Raw genomic sequence first — 14,883 nt, 5'->3', positions numbered from 1 at the left:
CGGGGGTGGCGACGCCCCCATCCCTTGCCGATGCATGCAAAGAAAAAGCCCCGCCGGAGCGGGGCTTTTTCCTGTTCTGGTTTTGCTTTCCGAGATGGCGACCCCAGCTGGATTCGAACCAGCGACCTGCCGCTTAGAAGGCGGCTGCTCTATCCAACTGAGCTATGGGGCCTTGTCCCGGATACGAGTCTCTGCCGCGATCAGAAGCGCGGGCGGTCGGTGCGGAAATTGTCGGCGTAGTTGCGCGGACGGACGCGGCGGACCGGCGCTTCCTGAACGGTGTAGTTCCAGCCCTCGCGCTCCGCGAACGCAATCGCCTCTTCCTTCGTCTCGAAGGACAGGCGCACCTGGTTCAGCGTGTCGCCGGAGCTGGTCCAGCCCATCAGCGGCTCCGGACGGCGCGGAGTCTCGATCTCGTAATCCAGCATCCAACGGTGAGTCTTGGCCCGGCCGGACTGCATGGCCGTCTTGCTCGGCTGATAGATCCGGACGTTCATGGCTTGCTCGTCTCCCCAAATGCTGCAGTAGCGTCCTGGCGCACATGGCTTGGACGCGGTTTTGTCCTTCGGCGATGGTCGGGGCGCCCGGATTCGAACCGGGGGCCTCCAGTACCCAAAACTGGCGCGCTGACCAGACTGCGCTACGCCCCGTCGCCGCGATGTGAGATACACGAACGCCACGCCCACGGCAAGCGGACGGCGCATCGCTTTCACGGTCTTTCTCCATTCCGCCTGCCACACAGGGCATCCGGTGCGGCGTTCGGTCGCTAAACTCCATCCCTTCAACAGATTATTGGGTCCGTTCGTTGCCGTCGCTCACCCTTGTCCCGCTCGTCGTCGCCCTCTTCCTGCCCGATCTGGGCGACAGGCCGGACCGGCGCGCGGCGGTCGACCTCGCCAACCGCCTGCTGTGCATCGGCGCGGCGGTGGATGTCGTGGCGCCGATGGGCGGCGGTCCCTTGCGCGCGGCCCTCGATCCCGCCATCGGCCAGATCGACCTTGCCAAGCGGCATGCCGCGACCTCGGTCCTGGCGCTGGCACGGGTGGTGGCGGAACGGCAGCACGGGCTGCTCGCCGCGCCAAAGGAGGCGGCCTGGATAGCCCGCGCGGCGCTGTGGCTGGCGCGCAGCGATGCGCGGATGGTGGCCCTGGCCGGCGATGCTGAGGCCGACATCGCGGCTATTCGTGCCGCAGCGCCTCGATGGGGTTGAGCAGCGCCGCTCGCCGCGCCGGGTAGAGGCCGAAGAAGACGCCGATCAGCCCGCTGACCACCACGGCCAGCACCACCGAATCGATCCGGATCAGCGTCGGCCAGCCGGCAAGGGTGGCCACCCCCATGGCGGTCGCGATGCCGAGAGCCACCCCCACCGCGGTGCCGATCAAGGACAGGGTGGTCGATTCGATCAGGAACTGCACCAGGATGTCGCGCCGCCGTGCTCCGATGGCAAGCCGCAGCCCGATCTCCCGCGTGCGCTCGGTTACCGACACCAGCATGATGTTCATGATCCCGATGCCACCGACCAGCAGCGACACGGCCGCCACCGCCGCCAGCAGGAAGGACAGCGCGCGCGACGAGGCATCGCGGGTCGCCGACACCTCCGACAGGTCGCGCATCCAGAAATCGTCGTCCTGGCCGGGGATCAGCCGGTGGCGCTGGCGCAGCAGATCGCGGATCTGGGCCTGCGCCTCCGCCATGTCGGCGCCGTCCCGCATCTTCACCACCATGGTGTGGATGAAGCGCGGGTTGCTCTTCGCCATGCCTGGAATGTTGCGCTTGGCGGTCGACAGCGGAACGAAGATGACGTCGTCCTGGTCCTGTCCCTGGGTGTTCTGGCCCTTCTCCGCCAGCACGCCGACGACGGTCAGGGGCGTGGAAAAGACGCGTACCGGCTCGCCGATGGGATCGCCGCCGCCGAACAGGTTGCGCACGACCGTCTGGCCCAGCACGACCACCTTGTTGGCCTGGGCCACATCCTCGTCCGACAATCCCCGGCCGGTCGCCACGGTCCAGTCGCGGGCGTCCATGTAGTCGGGGGTGATGCCGAACAGCACCGTGCCCCAATTCTGGTTTCCGGCGACGATCTGCAGCCCCCAGCGCACCGAGGGCGCCGTCACCACCACGCCGGGGATCTCGGCAAGCACCGCCAGCGCGTCGTCCTCCGTCAGGGTCGATGCCGTGCCGGCGCCCAGCTTCACCCCGCTGCGGACGATGCTGCCCTGCCCCACCATGATCAGGTTGGTGCCGAGGCTGGCAATCTGGCGCAGCACCTGATCCCGCGCACCTGCCCCGACCGCGACCATGGCGATCACCGCGGCGACGCCGATGACGATGCCGAGCATGGTCAGCGCGCTGCGCAGCGGATTGGCCCGAAGCGAATCGAGTGCCGCGCGCAGGGCATCCCACGCCGTCATGCCGCCACCTCCGCATCCTGGCGCAAGTCGTCGATCAGCCGGCCGTCGCGGAACTGCAGGACGCGGGCGGCGAAGCGTGCCACCTCCGGCTCGTGGGTGACCAGCACTACGGTGATGCCGCGGCGGTTCAGCCGCTGGAACAGGGCGATGATCTCCAGGCTGGTGGCGGTGTCGAGTGCCCCCGTCGGCTCGTCGGCCAGAAGCAGGAGCGGGTCGTTGACCAAAGCGCGGGCGATGGCGACCCGCTGCTGCTGACCGCCGGAGAGCTGGGTCGGCCGGTGCCCTGCCCGCTCCCGCAAGCCCACTGCGTCGAGTGCGGCCAGCGCCCGTTCCACCCGCTCGGCGTGGCCGATTCCGGCATAGACCATCGGCAGCATCACGTTGGCGAGCGCTGTCTGCCGCGGCAGCAGGTTGAAGGACTGGAAGACGAAGCCGATGCTGCGGTTCCGCACCGCCGCCAGCGCGTCGGAGGAGAGCCCGGCGACCTCCCGGCCGTCCAGGCGGTAATGGCCGGCATCGGGACGGTCCAGACAGCCCAGCAGGTTCATGAAGGTGGATTTGCCGGATCCGGACGGCCCCATGACCGCCACGAATTCTCCCCGGTCGATGGCGACGGTGACGTCGTCCAGCGCATGGACGGTCTGCGGTCCCATCCGGTAGTGGCGGGTCAGGCGGTCGACGGCGATCAGCGGCGGGGGAAGATCAGAAGCCAAGGCGCGGACCCCGGCGGGTGTCGCGGTCGGGGGACAGGATGCCGGTGATGACCTCCTGCCCGGCGCGCAGATCGCCGGACACCACTTCGGTAAAGCTGCCGTCGCCGATGCCGAGCCGGACCGGCACGCCGACGGGGCTGCCGTTGGCGGGTCCGGGAACCCAGACGGTGCGCGCGGCCTCAGCCGCCCGGCCGGGCTCCACCAGCGCCTCGAAGCGGTCGCGCTGCGCAGGCTCCAACAGAGCGGCCATCCTTTCCAGGGTCGCTGTGCGGATGGTGTTGGCCTCGATCCGGCGGCGCTCCGGATCACCGCCTTCGGCGTCCAGCGCGGTGAAGCGTTCGCGCGCCTCGTCGACCAGGGCGGCGATGTCGCGGCGCTTGCCCTCGTCCAGCTTCAGCCCGTCCATCACCCGCTTGGCTGCGGCCTCCAGCGCCGCAGCGCCGCGGCCTCCGTTCGGACCGCCGGTGGTGGGGGCCGGCGCATCGCCCGCCAACTCGACCCCCGGTGGGCGGAACCGCAGGGCGGCGTTTGGCAGCTTCACCGCCGACGGACGCTCGTCCACCGTGATGCGCAGGTTGGCGGTCATGCCCGGCAGCAGGCGGAGGTCGGGATTCTCGACCGTGATGACGACGATGTAGGTGACGACGGTCAGGTCCTCCTTCGGCGCCAGCCGCACTTGGGCCACCCGGCCGGTGAAGCTGTCGCCGGGGAAGGCATTCACGGTGAAACGCACCGGCATGCCTTCGCGCACCCGGCCGATGTCTGCCTCGTCGATGTTGGCCAGCACCTCCATCTGCCGCAGATCCTGGGCGATGGTGAACAGGGTGGGAGCGGACAGGCTGGCCGCCACCGTCTGGCCGGTGCTGACCGCGCGGTTCACCACCACCCCGTCGATGGGGGAGCGGATGACGGAGCGGTTCAGGTCGACGCGGACCAACTGCAGGGCGGCCTCGCGCTGCGCCACCTGGGCGCGGGCGACCTCCACCTGCGCGGCGGCGACGGCGAGCGAGGCCTGGGCCGACGCCTCAGCCGCTTCCGCCTGCCGTTTCTGGGCGCGGGCGGCGACCAGCTGCGCCTGGGCGCTGTGGGCCGCCGTCTCCGCCTTCTCCAGGTCTGCGGCGGCCACCACCCCGCGGCCCTGCAGGTCGCGTCGGCGTCGCAGGTCCCGCTCCGCATCGCGCTGGGCAAGGTCGGCACGCAGGATCTGGGCGTCGGCATTGGCGACGTTGGCCTTGGCGCTGGCGAGATCGGCGCGCGCCTTGTCGTGCAAGGCCTGCTGCTGGATCAGTGCCGCCTTGGCGGAATCGACGTCGGCGCCGGCCTGGGCCAGCCTTGCGGCCAACTGGTCGCCGTTCAGGCGGGCGAGGATCTGGCCGCTGGTGACGCGGCTGTTGAAATCGGCATAGAGCTCTGCGATCTGGCCGGAGAGTTGGGAGCTGACCTCGACCGTCACCAGGGCGCTCATGGTTCCGGTGGCGGTGATCGCGCTGACCAGGGCCCCCTGCTCGATCCTCGCCAGCCGGTAGGACGGTCCCGGCTCGGCGCGTGCCAGCACGACATAGGCGGACAGTCCGGCCGCGGCGCTGAGCGCCACCCCGATCATGATCGCCGCCCGCCTGCCTGCTCCCCTCGCCATGCCTGCCCTCCGCGCCGTACCCCGCGCGATCAATCTGGGGGAGTTTAAGCGAAAGTCATGGGCGGGGGATCGTCTTTCCGCTTACGGCTTCGTGATGTCGGGCGACACCACGCGGTCGCCGGGGCGGATGCCCAGCCGCGCCGCCATGCCGCCGTTCAACTCCAGGATCGCCTTGACCGGCCCGTCGGAACTGACGGAGTCCAGCGATTCCGGCACCGCGCGCTCGTGGATGTTCACGATGCGGCCGTCGGCGGCGATGAACAGCATGTCCAGCGGGATCAGCGTGTTCTTCATCCAGAAGCTGGCCGGCTGCACCCGGTCGTAGACGAACAGCATTCCGGCGTCGGCCGGCATCGACTGGCGGTACATCAGGCCCTGCGCCTGCTGGCCCGGGGTCAGGGCCAATTCGACGTTGAAGCGGAACTTGCCGCCGCCCGCCGTTTCCACGGTCAGCTTGGACTTCTGGAAGCTCTCCAGCGCCACCGCCGGAAAGGCGACCACCAGCAGCAGAAGCGCCATGACGGCACCCCGAACCCCCCGACCGAACATCATGCTCGCCCCCGAACGGCTGAAGCGGAAGAGGCGCCAGTCAACCACGGCGCCCCCTCCCTGCCAAATTAAGCGTTTTTAGGACTTCGCCAGACGGTCGAAGGCCTGCAGCTTCGCCAGCAGGGCCGGCATGTCCTTCAGCGGGACCATGTTGGGGCCGTCGCTGGGGGCGCAGTCCGGGTTCTCATGCGTCTCCATGAAGACGGCGGCGACGCCGACCGCGATGGCCGCACGCGCCAACACCGGCACGAATTCCCGCTGCCCGCCGGAGGTGGTGCCCTGCCCGCCAGGCTGCTGGACGGAGTGGGTGGCGTCGAACACCACCGGGAAGCCGGTCTCCGCCATGATCGGCAGGGACCGCATGTCCGACACCAGCGTGTTGTAGCCGAAGCTGGCGCCGCGCTCGCACAGCAGCACGCGCTCGTTGCCCGAGGCGACCAGCTTGGCGGCGACGTTCTTCATGTCCCACGGCGCCAGGAACTGGCCCTTCTTGACGTTCACCGCCCGGCCGGTCTCCGCGGCGGCGATCAGCAGGTCGGTCTGCCGGCAGAGGAAGGCCGGGATCTGCAGCACGTCCACCGCCTCGGCGACGGGGGCGCACTGGGTGGATTCGTGCACGTCGGTGATGACCGGGCAGCCGAAGCGCTCGCGGATTTCCGCGAAGATCGGCAGCGCCTTGTCCATGCCCAGGCCGCGCGCGGTGGTGATGGAGGTTCGGTTGGCCTTGTCGAAGCTGGACTTGTAGATCAGCCCCATGCCCAACGCCTTGGTCATCTCCACCAGCGCGGACGCGGTCTCCAGCGCATGGTCGCGGCTTTCCATCTGGCAGGGGCCGGCGATCAGGACGAAGGGGCGGTCGTTGGCAATGGTCAGGTCGCCGACCTGGACGGCGCGCGGCGTGGTCATCGGAGTGCTCCAAAACGAAAACGGACGAGAGGGCGCCCGTGGGCCTTTGCATCCCATTAAATGGGGGGATGGTCAATCGCAGTGATCGCCCTCTCTCCCCCGGGGAGAGGGAGGGGACCCGCGCCGAAGGCGTGGGGAGGGTGAGGGGGATGCACCGCGTGCCTTCACGGGAATCCTCGCCACGCATCCCCCTCACCCTGACCCTCTCCCCAGGGGGAGAGGGGAGGAAGCCTCACCCCAGATGCGTCCGGAAGAACTCCACCGTCAGCCGGTTCGCCTCGTCGGCCGCGTCCGGGTCGTAATGCTCGCCGCCCGGCCGGGCGAAGGCGTGGTCCATGCCGGGATAGACCTTGGCGGTCACCCACTTGTTATCCTTCACCCCGGCCAGCAGGGCATCGCGCTTGTCGGGGCTGGAGAACTTGTCGTTCTCGGCGACATGCAGAAGCAGCGGCTTGCCGATCTTGCCGGCCTCGCCCAGCAGCCCTTCCAGCCCGACGCCGTAATAGCCGACATTGGCGTCCGCGTCCGACCTTGTCGCCATCATGAAGGCCAGCCGGCCGCCCAGGCAGTAGCCGACGCTGCCGGCCTTGCCGGTGCAGCCCTCCCGCCCCCGCACCCAGGCGAGCGCCGCCTTCAGGTCCTCCACCGCCTTGTCCTGGTCCATGCCGTTCATCAAGGCGAAGGCTTGGTTCCACTCTTCCTGGGTCTTGTCGGTCAGTTGCACGCCCGGCTGCTGGCGCCAGAACAGGTCGGGGCACACCGCCAGGAAGCCCTGAGAGGCGTACCAGTCGCACAGCTCGCGCATCACAGCGTTGACGCCGAAGATCTCCTGGATCACCACCAGCCCGCCGGCCAGCCTTCCGGCCGAGGTAACCGTGGGTTCGGCGACGTAAGCCGAAAAGCGACCGCCGTCGGCGGCATCGATCATCACCTCGGACATGGCGTTCTTATCCTCCCGTTGGCAAATCCGCCCCTGATATGGAGCGGGCTTGGCCCCGGTCACCCCGCCTTTGGTCAGAAACCAACGCTGAGGCCGACGAAACCACCATAGTCGCGGCGTTCCTCGTCGCCCAGCCGGGCATTCAGGCCGAGCGTGCCGGTCACCGACGCCGCCAGCCGGAAGGACGCACCGGCCGTCAGGTCGACATAGCTGCGGTCCGGCTTTGCCACCGCCACGTCGTAGGCGAGCGTGGAGATGCTGCGGCTTTCCACCGTGATGTTGCGCTGGTCGTCCTTGAACTCGCGGTTCAGCGTCACCTTGGCATAGGGCAGGACGCTGCCGAAATCATAGGCCGCCTGATAGCCGACGCTGCCGACCAGCGAGTTGCGCGTCTGCGACCGGTAGGTGAAGCCGAACAGGCTGCTGTCCTCGCTGAAGCCCTCCACCTCCACATGCTGATAGCGCAGGCCCAGCACCGGACCATGGGTCAGGCCGCCCATGGTGAAGTCGTAGCCGCCCTCGACACCGAAGGATGCGTTGATGCCATCGGTGTTGCCGCCGGTCGAATGGTCGGTCCCGTTGATGGTGACCCCGCGGCGCAGGTCGTAATCGGTGAAGCCGAAGGACCCGACACCATTCACGAAGGCGCCGCCCATGTGGTAGACGCCATAGCCACTCAGCACATAGTCGCGCTGCTTGTAATCGCCGCCGGTGGAGAAGCTGCCGCGATAGTGGGAAACCGTGCCGGCCACGCCCAGCAGCAGGTTTTCGCTGAATCGCCTGTCGATGCCGACGCTGACCGACAGCGGCGTGCCGCGCACTTCCGCCTGCCCAGCCGCGCCGGGATCGCCCGTGCGGTCGCTGGTCAGACGCCCCGCTCCGCCGCTGATCCAAGCGCCGGTTTCGCCGGGCTTGCGGCTCCACAGGCTGGTCGCCGCCTGGGCGAGGATCGTCGCGGTCACCCGGTCGCGCGTCCGCAAGGGCGATTCGGCGAGTTGCGCGACGTTGCCGGGCGCCGTCAGCGCGTTCAGCACGAAGTCGGACACCGCGCGATGTCCGGCGGTCGTCGGATGGACGCCATCGGCGAACAGATAGCTCTCCGCCGCGTTCGGCGCCACAAGGGTGGCGGAGGTGCAGAGCAGCGAACTGCTGGTGGTGCAGGCGGTCCCCGTCACGTTGGTGAAGCCGAAGGAGGCTGGATTCGCCACCGCCGCCCGCAGCAGCGAATAGGTGTCGATCGGGATGACCGAGACGCCGGCGTTCGCCAGCCCCAGCGTGACCAACTGGTTATAGCCGCCGACGAGTTGCGAGATCTGCGCCGCCGCAGTGGAGCCCTGGGCCCGCCCGAAGGGGGTCGAGCCGATGTCCGGCACCGTCGGCACCAGAATGGTGCGCGCACCGGCGGCCCGCAGCCGGGCCACCTGCGCCACCAGATCGGTGGCCGCCTGCGTCACCGTCGCCTGGGCGGTTGCCGGGGTGCTCAGCGAGGCGAGGATGTCGTTGGCACCGCCCCAGACGGTGTAGAGCGCATTCGGATCGGCTCGCCCGCCGGTGGAAGCGAGATAGCCGGAGATCTGCGTCGCCACGCTGGGCGCCAGCGCCGTCGGACCGGTCGCCGGGACACCGACCGACGTGTTCACCCGCGCCCCGCCGACCGCATAGTCGGTGCCGCCCCGCGCCGCCGTGATGGCGGAGGTGCCGAGCGCACCGGCGAGGCTCTCCGCCCACACCGGGCCGGGATTGGTGGTGAACTTGCCGCCGAACGGCAAAAGCGACTGGAACGCGCCGCTGTCGGTCAGGCTGTCGCCGAAGAAGATGGTGGAGGAGTAATCCGCCGCTGAGGTCGGTACCGCTGCGAGCGCGGTCAGACAGGTGGCGAGTGCGGCGATCCTGGCGCGGTTCATGGTCCTTCCCCCGATCCGATTGTTCGCTTACGCGATTTTCAGAGGATCGTCGCACAGGGGAGTCGGGGGTGCAAGGAAGGTGACGTATAGGGAAGGTGGCGGACATGGAAAAGCCCCGCTTTTTGAGGGCGGGGCTTCTCATGGCTAGACAGCCCTCGGGGGAAAGTTAGACCCCCACCTAACCTCCCCCGCTGGGCGGGGGAGGGACTGCCGCTGCTTTTTCGAACAAGCGCTCGTCCCCTCCCCCGCCCAGCTCTCGCACAAAGCTATGCTTTGTGCTGACGCGGCAGGCGGACCGTAGGTCCGCTGAGAGCGGGGGAGGGTTAGGGTGGGGGCAATAGCACGCCCCCGCTTTCTCAAACCAGCCGGCTCTGGTCGATCGCCGCCTTGATGAAGGCGGTGAACAGCGGGTGCGGCTCGAACGGCTTGGACTTCAGTTCGGGGTGGAACTGCACGCCGATGAACCAGGGATGGTCGGGGATCTCGACGATCTCCGGCAGCTCCCCGTCCGGCGACAGGCCGCTGAACTTCATGCCGCAGCGCTCCAGACGCTCCTTGTAGTACACGTTCACCTCGTAGCGGTGACGGTGCCGTTCGGAGATGTCGGTGGTGCCGTAGACCTCGGCGACCTTGCTGCCTTCCAGCAGCTTGGCGGGATAGGCGCCGAGCCGCATGGTGCCGCCCAGGTCGCCGACCTCGGCACGACGCTCCAGCGTGTTGCCACGCATCCACTCCGTCATCAGGCCGACGACCGGGTTGCCCGGCTTGCCCAGTTCGGTGGAGCCGGCATCCTCGATCTTCGCCATGTTGCGGGCGGCTTCGATCACCGCCATCTGCATGCCGAAGCAGATGCCGAAATACGGCACCTTGCGCTCACGCGCGAATTGGGCCGCCCGGATCTTGCCTTCCGTCCCGCGGGAGCCGAAACCGCCCGGCACCAGGATGCCATGGACGTTCTCCAGCCGCTTCACCGCCGCGTCGTCATCCTCGAAGATCTCCGAATCGATCCAGTCGAGATTGACCTTGACGTTGTTGGCGATGCCGCCGTGGGTCAGCGCCTCGGCCAGCGACTTGTAGCTGTCGAGCAGGCTGATGTACTTGCCGACCACCGCGATGGTGACCTCGCCCTGCGGCTTGCGCACCCGGTCCATGATGCGGGTCCAGCGCGACAGGTCCGGCTCCTTGTCGGTCGGCAGACCGAAGTAGCTCAGGACCTGGGTGTCGAAGCCTTCCTCGTGGTAGCTGATCGGCACCTGATAGATCGAATCGACGTCCAGCGCCGCGATCACCCGCTCCGGACGGATGTTGCAGAACAGCGCGATCTTCTTGCGCTCGTTCTCCGGGATCGGACGGTCGGCGCGGCACAGCAGGATGTTGGCCTGGATGCCGACGCTCAGCAGCTCCTTCACCGAATGCTGGGTCGGCTTGGTCTTCAGCTCGCCGGCGGTCGGGATGTAGGGCAGCAGGGTCAGGTGGATGTAGAGGACATTCTCCTGGCCGACCTCGTTGCCGAACTGGCGGATCGCCTCCAGGAAGGGCAGCGATTCGATGTCGCCCACCGTGCCGCCGATCTCAATCAGGACGAAGTCCTCATCGGTGGCGTCGGCGCGGATGAATTCCTTGATCTCGTCGGTGATGTGCGGAATGACCTGGACGGTGCCGCCCAGGTAATCGCCGCGACGTTCCTTCGCGATCACGGTGGAATAGATGCGGCCGGTGGTGATGTTGTCGCCCTTGCGGGCCGACACGCCGGTGAAGCGCTCGTAATGGCCGAGGTCCAGGTCCGTCTCAGCCCCGTCGTCGGTCACGAAGACCTCGCCGTGCTGGTAGGGGCTCATCGTTCCGGGGTCGACGTTCAGGTACGGGTCCAGCTTGCGCAGACGCACCTTGTAGCCGCGCGCCTGGAGAAGCGCCCCAAGCGCCGCCGACGCCAGACCTTTGCCCAGCGAAGAAACGACGCCACCGGTGATGAAGATGTAGCGAGTCATGTCCGTCCGAAGAGCTTGAGAGCTGTTCCATGTCCCCGTGGGGGACGGATGGCCGATGTCCCCATAGGGGACGGAGTAATCGATCCCCATAGGGAACGGTATTGTCCTTCCCCATAGGGGACGGATTGTCCGTCTCCCCGGAGGGGAGAGATGTTCAACGTCCCCCGAAGGGTCGCCGCCGAGACATGGCGTCGCGAACGTCGGCCCTCAAAAGAAAGAGGCGGCTTCGGGGAGGCCGCCTCGCTGTTCGCTCGTACCCGTGCGCTGCTGGGATGGACCCTTTACTGGGCCACCGGCGGCGCGGGCTGGGCCGGAGCGGCAGGCTGCGCCGGGGCCGCCGGAGCGGTCGACTGCGAAGGCGCCGCCGGCAGGCTGTCGATGATCGACGCCGGGCGGGAATGCCCGCCGGCCAGGATCGCTAGCACGATGCTGGTGGCGAAGAAGCAGGCCGCCAGGATGCCGGTGGTCCGCGTCAGCAGATTGGCCGTTCCGCGGGTGCTCATCATGCCGCCCATGGTGCCGCCGCCGATGCCGAGCCCGCCGCCTTCCGACCGCTGGATCAGGATCACGCCGACCAGCCCTATGGCGATCAGCAGGTGAATAACCAGAATCACCGATTCCATGCGATGCTCACCCCACACCCATCCCAAAAATCGAATAGCGCGCCACAGGCCGTCTTAAGGGCCCGTGGCGCGCGCCCACTGTTTGTACCGCGGCGCCGCGCGATATGCCAGCGCCAAAATACCTAGGCCGTATCCGTTGGCGGCATGGCTGACACCGGATGGTGCCATGTCGCAAACGGCAGGGGTATCAGCGGCAGGCGGTGGCGATACCCCAGAAATCGTCGGCCTTCAGCGAGGCACCGCCGACCAGCGCACCGTCGACGTTGTCCACCGCCATCAGCTCCGCCGCGTTGCCCGGCTTGACCGAACCGCCGTAGAGGATGCGCACCTTGTCCGGATCGGCGATCTTGCCGGCCAACTCGGCCCGGATATGGGCATGCATGGCCTTCACGTCGTCCGGAGTCGCGGTCTTGCCGGTGCCGATGGCCCAGACCGGCTCATAGGCGATGACGGTGTTCTCGGCATTCGCACCGGCGGGGATGGAGCCGGCAAGCTGGCCCGACACCACGGCGTTCGCCTGGCCGGCATCGCGCTGCGCCTCGGTCTCGCCGACGCAGACGATGGCGACCAGACCCTCCTTATGGGCGGCGACGGCCTTGGCGTTGACCACGGCGTCGCTCTCGCCATGGTCGGCGCGGCGCTCCGAATGGCCGAGGATGACGAAGCGGCAGCCGGCGTCCTTCAACATGGTCGGGGCCACGTCGCCGGTGTGGGCGCCGGAGGTCTTCGGCGCGCAATCCTGGCCGCCCAGCGCCAGCGGGCTGTCGGCGATCGCCTCCCCCACCGGGAACAGCAGCGGGAAGGGCGGGCAGACCAGCATGTCGAAGGCCACCGGGCCGGCGCCCTTCAGCCGCCCGGCGAGGTCGGAGGCGAGATCCAGCCCGTCAGCCTTCAACCCGTTCATCTTCCAGTTTCCGGCGATCAGCTTCCGGCGTGCGGTCATGGTCGTTTCCTTCTTGTCTCGGCTTTATATGGGAACTTGTGGAACGTTCTTTGCCTCTCGTGACCACAGCCCATACCAAGCCCGCCGACGAATTTCCACTCACCCGACCGGCGCATCCGCCCGCGCTGGCCTTAAGGGACATCGTGTAGCACCCTGCCTATGCCGTCGCCGGCCCGGGGCAGCCATATCGGCCGAGCCGCCAAGTTGAAGATGCCCCTATCCGGAATAGGTTCATTCGCAACACACCATCCCCTTGCGGTGAAGGCACTACCAGATGAAGAACTTCTCGGACCTGACGGAAAAGGAGCTGCTGGCGCTCGCCATCTCGTTGGAAGAGGAAGACAGCCGCATCTATGACGAGTTCGCCCATGGTCTGGCCGAAAACTACCCCGACACGGCCCGCATGTTCAGCGCCATGGCGTCGGAGGAGAACGGTCACCGGCACCGGCTGCTGGAACTCTTCCGCACGCGATTCGGCGACCACATCCCGCTGATCCGCCGCCAGGACGTGAAAGGCTTCGTGGAGCGCAAGCCGGTCTGGCTGACGCGCCCGCTGGGACTCGACACCGTCCGCCGGCAGGCGGAACTGATGGAGGCCGAGACCAAGCGCTTCTATACCCGTGCCGCACAGCGGTCCCAGGACGCCGCCATTCGCCAGCTGCTGGGCGATCTGGCCGAGGAGGAGCGGCGGCACGAGGCCAAGGCCGAACGGCTGGAGGCGAAATACGTCTCTCCCAAGGTGCGGGAGCAGGAACACGAATCGGAACGCCGGCTGTTCGTGCTGCAGATCATCCAGCCGGGGCTGGCCGGGCTGATGGACGGATCGGTGTCGACGCTGGCCCCGCTGTTCGCCGCCGCCTTCGCGACGCAGGACAGCCACGAGACCTTCCTGGTCGGTCTGGCCGCCTCCATCGGCGCCGGCATCTCCATGGGCTTCGCCGAGGCGCTGTCCGACAACGGGTCGCTGACCGGGCGCGGCAGCCCGTGGCTGCGCGGGGTGGTCTGCGGCGCGATGACCACGCTGGGCGGGTTGGGCCACGCCCTGCCCTATCTGATCCCGCACTTCTGGACGGCGACCGCTATCGCCATCGGCGTGGTGGTGATCGAACTGGCCATCATCGCCTGGATCCGCAACCGCTACATGGACACGCCGCTGCTGTCGGCCGCCTTCCAGGTGGTGGTAGGCGGACTGCTGGTTTTCGCCACCGGAATCCTGATCGGCAGCGCCTGAGCGCCGGAGGAAAAGCCGCGTCCGGGAACGAGCTTGTTCTTGTAACCGGACGTACGATTGTTTATGTCTGAGCCGCTGTCCTAATTAGAATAAATCGAACCAACCGCGTCGCCATGGCTGACCTGAAAGCGGGCGTGAACCAGCTCTTCCTCCGCGAGGAGGAACTCCGTACCGGAATGGAGCTGCTTTTCTACGCCTATCGCGAATTCACCGCCGAACCGGACGAAATTCTGGCGGAGATCGGCTTCGGCCGCGCGCACCACCGCGTGATCTATTTCGTCGGCCGCTATCCCAAGATCACCGTTTCGGAACTGCTGGCGATCCTGAAGATCACCAAGCAGAGCCTGTCGCGCGTGCTGGGCGAACTGGTGCGCCAGGGATTCATCGACCAGCAGACCGGCGCCCGCGACCGGCGGCAGCGTCTGCTGGAGCTGACGGAAAAGGGCGTGGAGCTGGAGCGCCAGCTGTCCGAGACCCAGCGCCAGCGCATCGCCCGCGCCTACCGCATGGCCGGAGCGGAGGCGGTGGAGGGATTCCGCAAGGTGATGATGGGCATGCTGGACGAGGGGGACCGCGCGAAATTCGCACCGCCCGTTCCCCCTGCCCGTCTTGCCGCTAAACGCTGAAGACGAAACGCTGCAACCGCCTCAGCCGGCGCTCGGCTCCGTCTTCGTCTCCGGCGCCGCCGGCCCGGCATCCTTGGAGCCGGCCTCTGCCGTGTTGGTGTCCGCCGGCTTGTCGGCCGCGGCCTTCGTGTCGTTGGGGGTGCGGCGGCGGAAGCCGCCCTTGCGGTACACCACGTTTTCCGAAGCACCCGGCGGACATTGAACGATGTTGCCGCCCTTCGCCAGGAAGTTGCGGGTCATTTCGGCGAGGTCTTGGGCGTCCAGGTCCCGGGGGTCGTTGGACCTGTGGTCGTAGGCCATCGTGATCGCTCCTGTGTCTCTCGGCCCTCTGAGGAGGACATATGGAGGGTAACACGGAACGAGGGCGAAACGGCCAACCGCTTACACGACTGCCCGCCATGCACACCCATGAT

The 14,883-nt window shown here is 67.7% G+C and carries 15 protein-coding genes and 2 tRNA genes; 3 read left to right on the top strand and 14 right to left on the bottom strand.

Going from position 1 to position 14,883, the window contains the following annotated elements:
• Window positions 1-95: 95 nt before the first annotated feature.
• The 3 genes from ACWPKK_RS05310 to ACWPKK_RS05300 form a co-directional block, all read right to left on the bottom strand.
• Window positions 96-172 (bottom strand) — tRNA-Arg (locus ACWPKK_RS05310).
• 28 nt (window positions 173-200) lie between these two features.
• Window positions 201-497: an ETC complex I subunit gene (locus ACWPKK_RS05305; RefSeq protein WP_014247573.1), complete on the bottom strand. Its 297-nt coding sequence runs from the start codon at window positions 495-497 to the stop codon at window positions 201-203.
• A 75-nt stretch (window positions 498-572) separates the two neighbouring features.
• A tRNA-Pro gene (locus tag ACWPKK_RS05300) sits at window positions 573-650 on the bottom strand.
• A 155-nt stretch (window positions 651-805) separates the two neighbouring features.
• Between ACWPKK_RS05300 and ACWPKK_RS05295 the strand changes: the two genes are divergently transcribed.
• Complete coding sequence (locus ACWPKK_RS05295; protein WP_452001529.1) at window positions 806-1,210, top strand: hypothetical protein; 405 nt, start codon at window positions 806-808, stop codon at window positions 1,208-1,210.
• On the opposite strand, the gene ACWPKK_RS05290 is transcribed toward ACWPKK_RS05295, so the two are convergent.
• The 10 genes from ACWPKK_RS05290 to tpiA form a co-directional block, all read right to left on the bottom strand.
• Window positions 1,179-2,411: an ABC transporter permease gene (locus ACWPKK_RS05290; protein WP_452001527.1), complete on the bottom strand. Its 1,233-nt coding sequence runs from the start codon at window positions 2,409-2,411 to the stop codon at window positions 1,179-1,181. The genes ACWPKK_RS05295 and ACWPKK_RS05290 overlap by 32 nt on opposite strands.
• Complete coding sequence (locus ACWPKK_RS05285; RefSeq protein ID WP_452001525.1) at window positions 2,408-3,124, bottom strand: ABC transporter ATP-binding protein; 717 nt, start codon at window positions 3,122-3,124, stop codon at window positions 2,408-2,410. The genes ACWPKK_RS05290 and ACWPKK_RS05285 overlap by 4 nt, the downstream gene beginning before the upstream one ends.
• Window positions 3,114-4,760, bottom strand: a complete 1,647-nt coding sequence (locus tag ACWPKK_RS05280) for an efflux RND transporter periplasmic adaptor subunit (protein ID WP_452001523.1) — start codon at window positions 4,758-4,760, stop codon at window positions 3,114-3,116. Before ACWPKK_RS05280 ends, ACWPKK_RS05285 begins: the two co-directional genes overlap by 11 nt.
• A gap of 81 nt (window positions 4,761-4,841) precedes the next feature.
• The gene (locus ACWPKK_RS05275; RefSeq protein WP_324871411.1) at window positions 4,842-5,279 is read right to left on the bottom strand and encodes a DUF192 domain-containing protein; all 438 of its coding nucleotides are present in this window, start codon (window positions 5,277-5,279) and stop codon (window positions 4,842-4,844) included.
• A gap of 108 nt (window positions 5,280-5,387) precedes the next feature.
• Entirely contained in the window at window positions 5,388-6,215 is an 828-nt protein-coding gene (kdsA, locus tag ACWPKK_RS05270) for a 3-deoxy-8-phosphooctulonate synthase (RefSeq protein WP_452001521.1), read from the bottom strand.
• Between the two features lie 232 nt (window positions 6,216-6,447).
• Window positions 6,448-7,155, bottom strand: coding sequence for a dienelactone hydrolase family protein (locus tag ACWPKK_RS05265; protein WP_452001519.1), 708 nt, complete (start codon window positions 7,153-7,155; stop codon window positions 6,448-6,450).
• A gap of 74 nt (window positions 7,156-7,229) precedes the next feature.
• Window positions 7,230-9,059, bottom strand: a complete 1,830-nt coding sequence (locus ACWPKK_RS05260; protein ID WP_452001517.1) for an autotransporter domain-containing protein — start codon at window positions 9,057-9,059, stop codon at window positions 7,230-7,232.
• A 356-nt stretch (window positions 9,060-9,415) separates the two neighbouring features.
• Window positions 9,416-11,047: a CTP synthase gene (locus ACWPKK_RS05255; RefSeq protein ID WP_310113871.1), complete on the bottom strand. Its 1,632-nt coding sequence runs from the start codon at window positions 11,045-11,047 to the stop codon at window positions 9,416-9,418.
• A gap of 281 nt (window positions 11,048-11,328) precedes the next feature.
• On the bottom strand, window positions 11,329-11,670 hold the full coding sequence (gene secG, locus ACWPKK_RS05250; RefSeq protein ID WP_324871407.1) for a preprotein translocase subunit SecG: 342 nt from the start codon (window positions 11,668-11,670) through the stop codon (window positions 11,329-11,331).
• A gap of 187 nt (window positions 11,671-11,857) precedes the next feature.
• Window positions 11,858-12,613: a triose-phosphate isomerase gene (tpiA, locus tag ACWPKK_RS05245; protein WP_452001515.1), complete on the bottom strand. Its 756-nt coding sequence runs from the start codon at window positions 12,611-12,613 to the stop codon at window positions 11,858-11,860.
• Window positions 12,614-12,887: 274 nt separating this feature from the next.
• Here tpiA and mbfA point away from each other — a divergent pair, with 274 nt between their 5' ends.
• Both mbfA and ACWPKK_RS05235 read left to right on the top strand, forming a co-directional pair.
• Window positions 12,888-13,844, top strand: coding sequence for an iron exporter MbfA (gene mbfA / locus ACWPKK_RS05240; protein WP_324871405.1), 957 nt, complete (start codon window positions 12,888-12,890; stop codon window positions 13,842-13,844).
• Between the two features lie 113 nt (window positions 13,845-13,957).
• Window positions 13,958-14,470: a MarR family winged helix-turn-helix transcriptional regulator gene (locus ACWPKK_RS05235; RefSeq protein ID WP_149223511.1), complete on the top strand. Its 513-nt coding sequence runs from the start codon at window positions 13,958-13,960 to the stop codon at window positions 14,468-14,470.
• Window positions 14,471-14,491: 21 nt separating this feature from the next.
• Here the strand turns inward: ACWPKK_RS05235 and ACWPKK_RS05230 are convergent, their stop codons facing one another.
• Complete coding sequence (locus ACWPKK_RS05230; RefSeq protein ID WP_452001512.1) at window positions 14,492-14,770, bottom strand: hypothetical protein; 279 nt, start codon at window positions 14,768-14,770, stop codon at window positions 14,492-14,494.
• Between the last annotated feature and the right edge of the window lie 113 nt (window positions 14,771-14,883).

The sequence above is a fragment of the Azospirillum largimobile genome, assembly GCF_977007025.2.
Note: the sequence above shows the minus strand (reverse complement) of the source record. Positions and strands in the feature narration are given on the sequence as shown.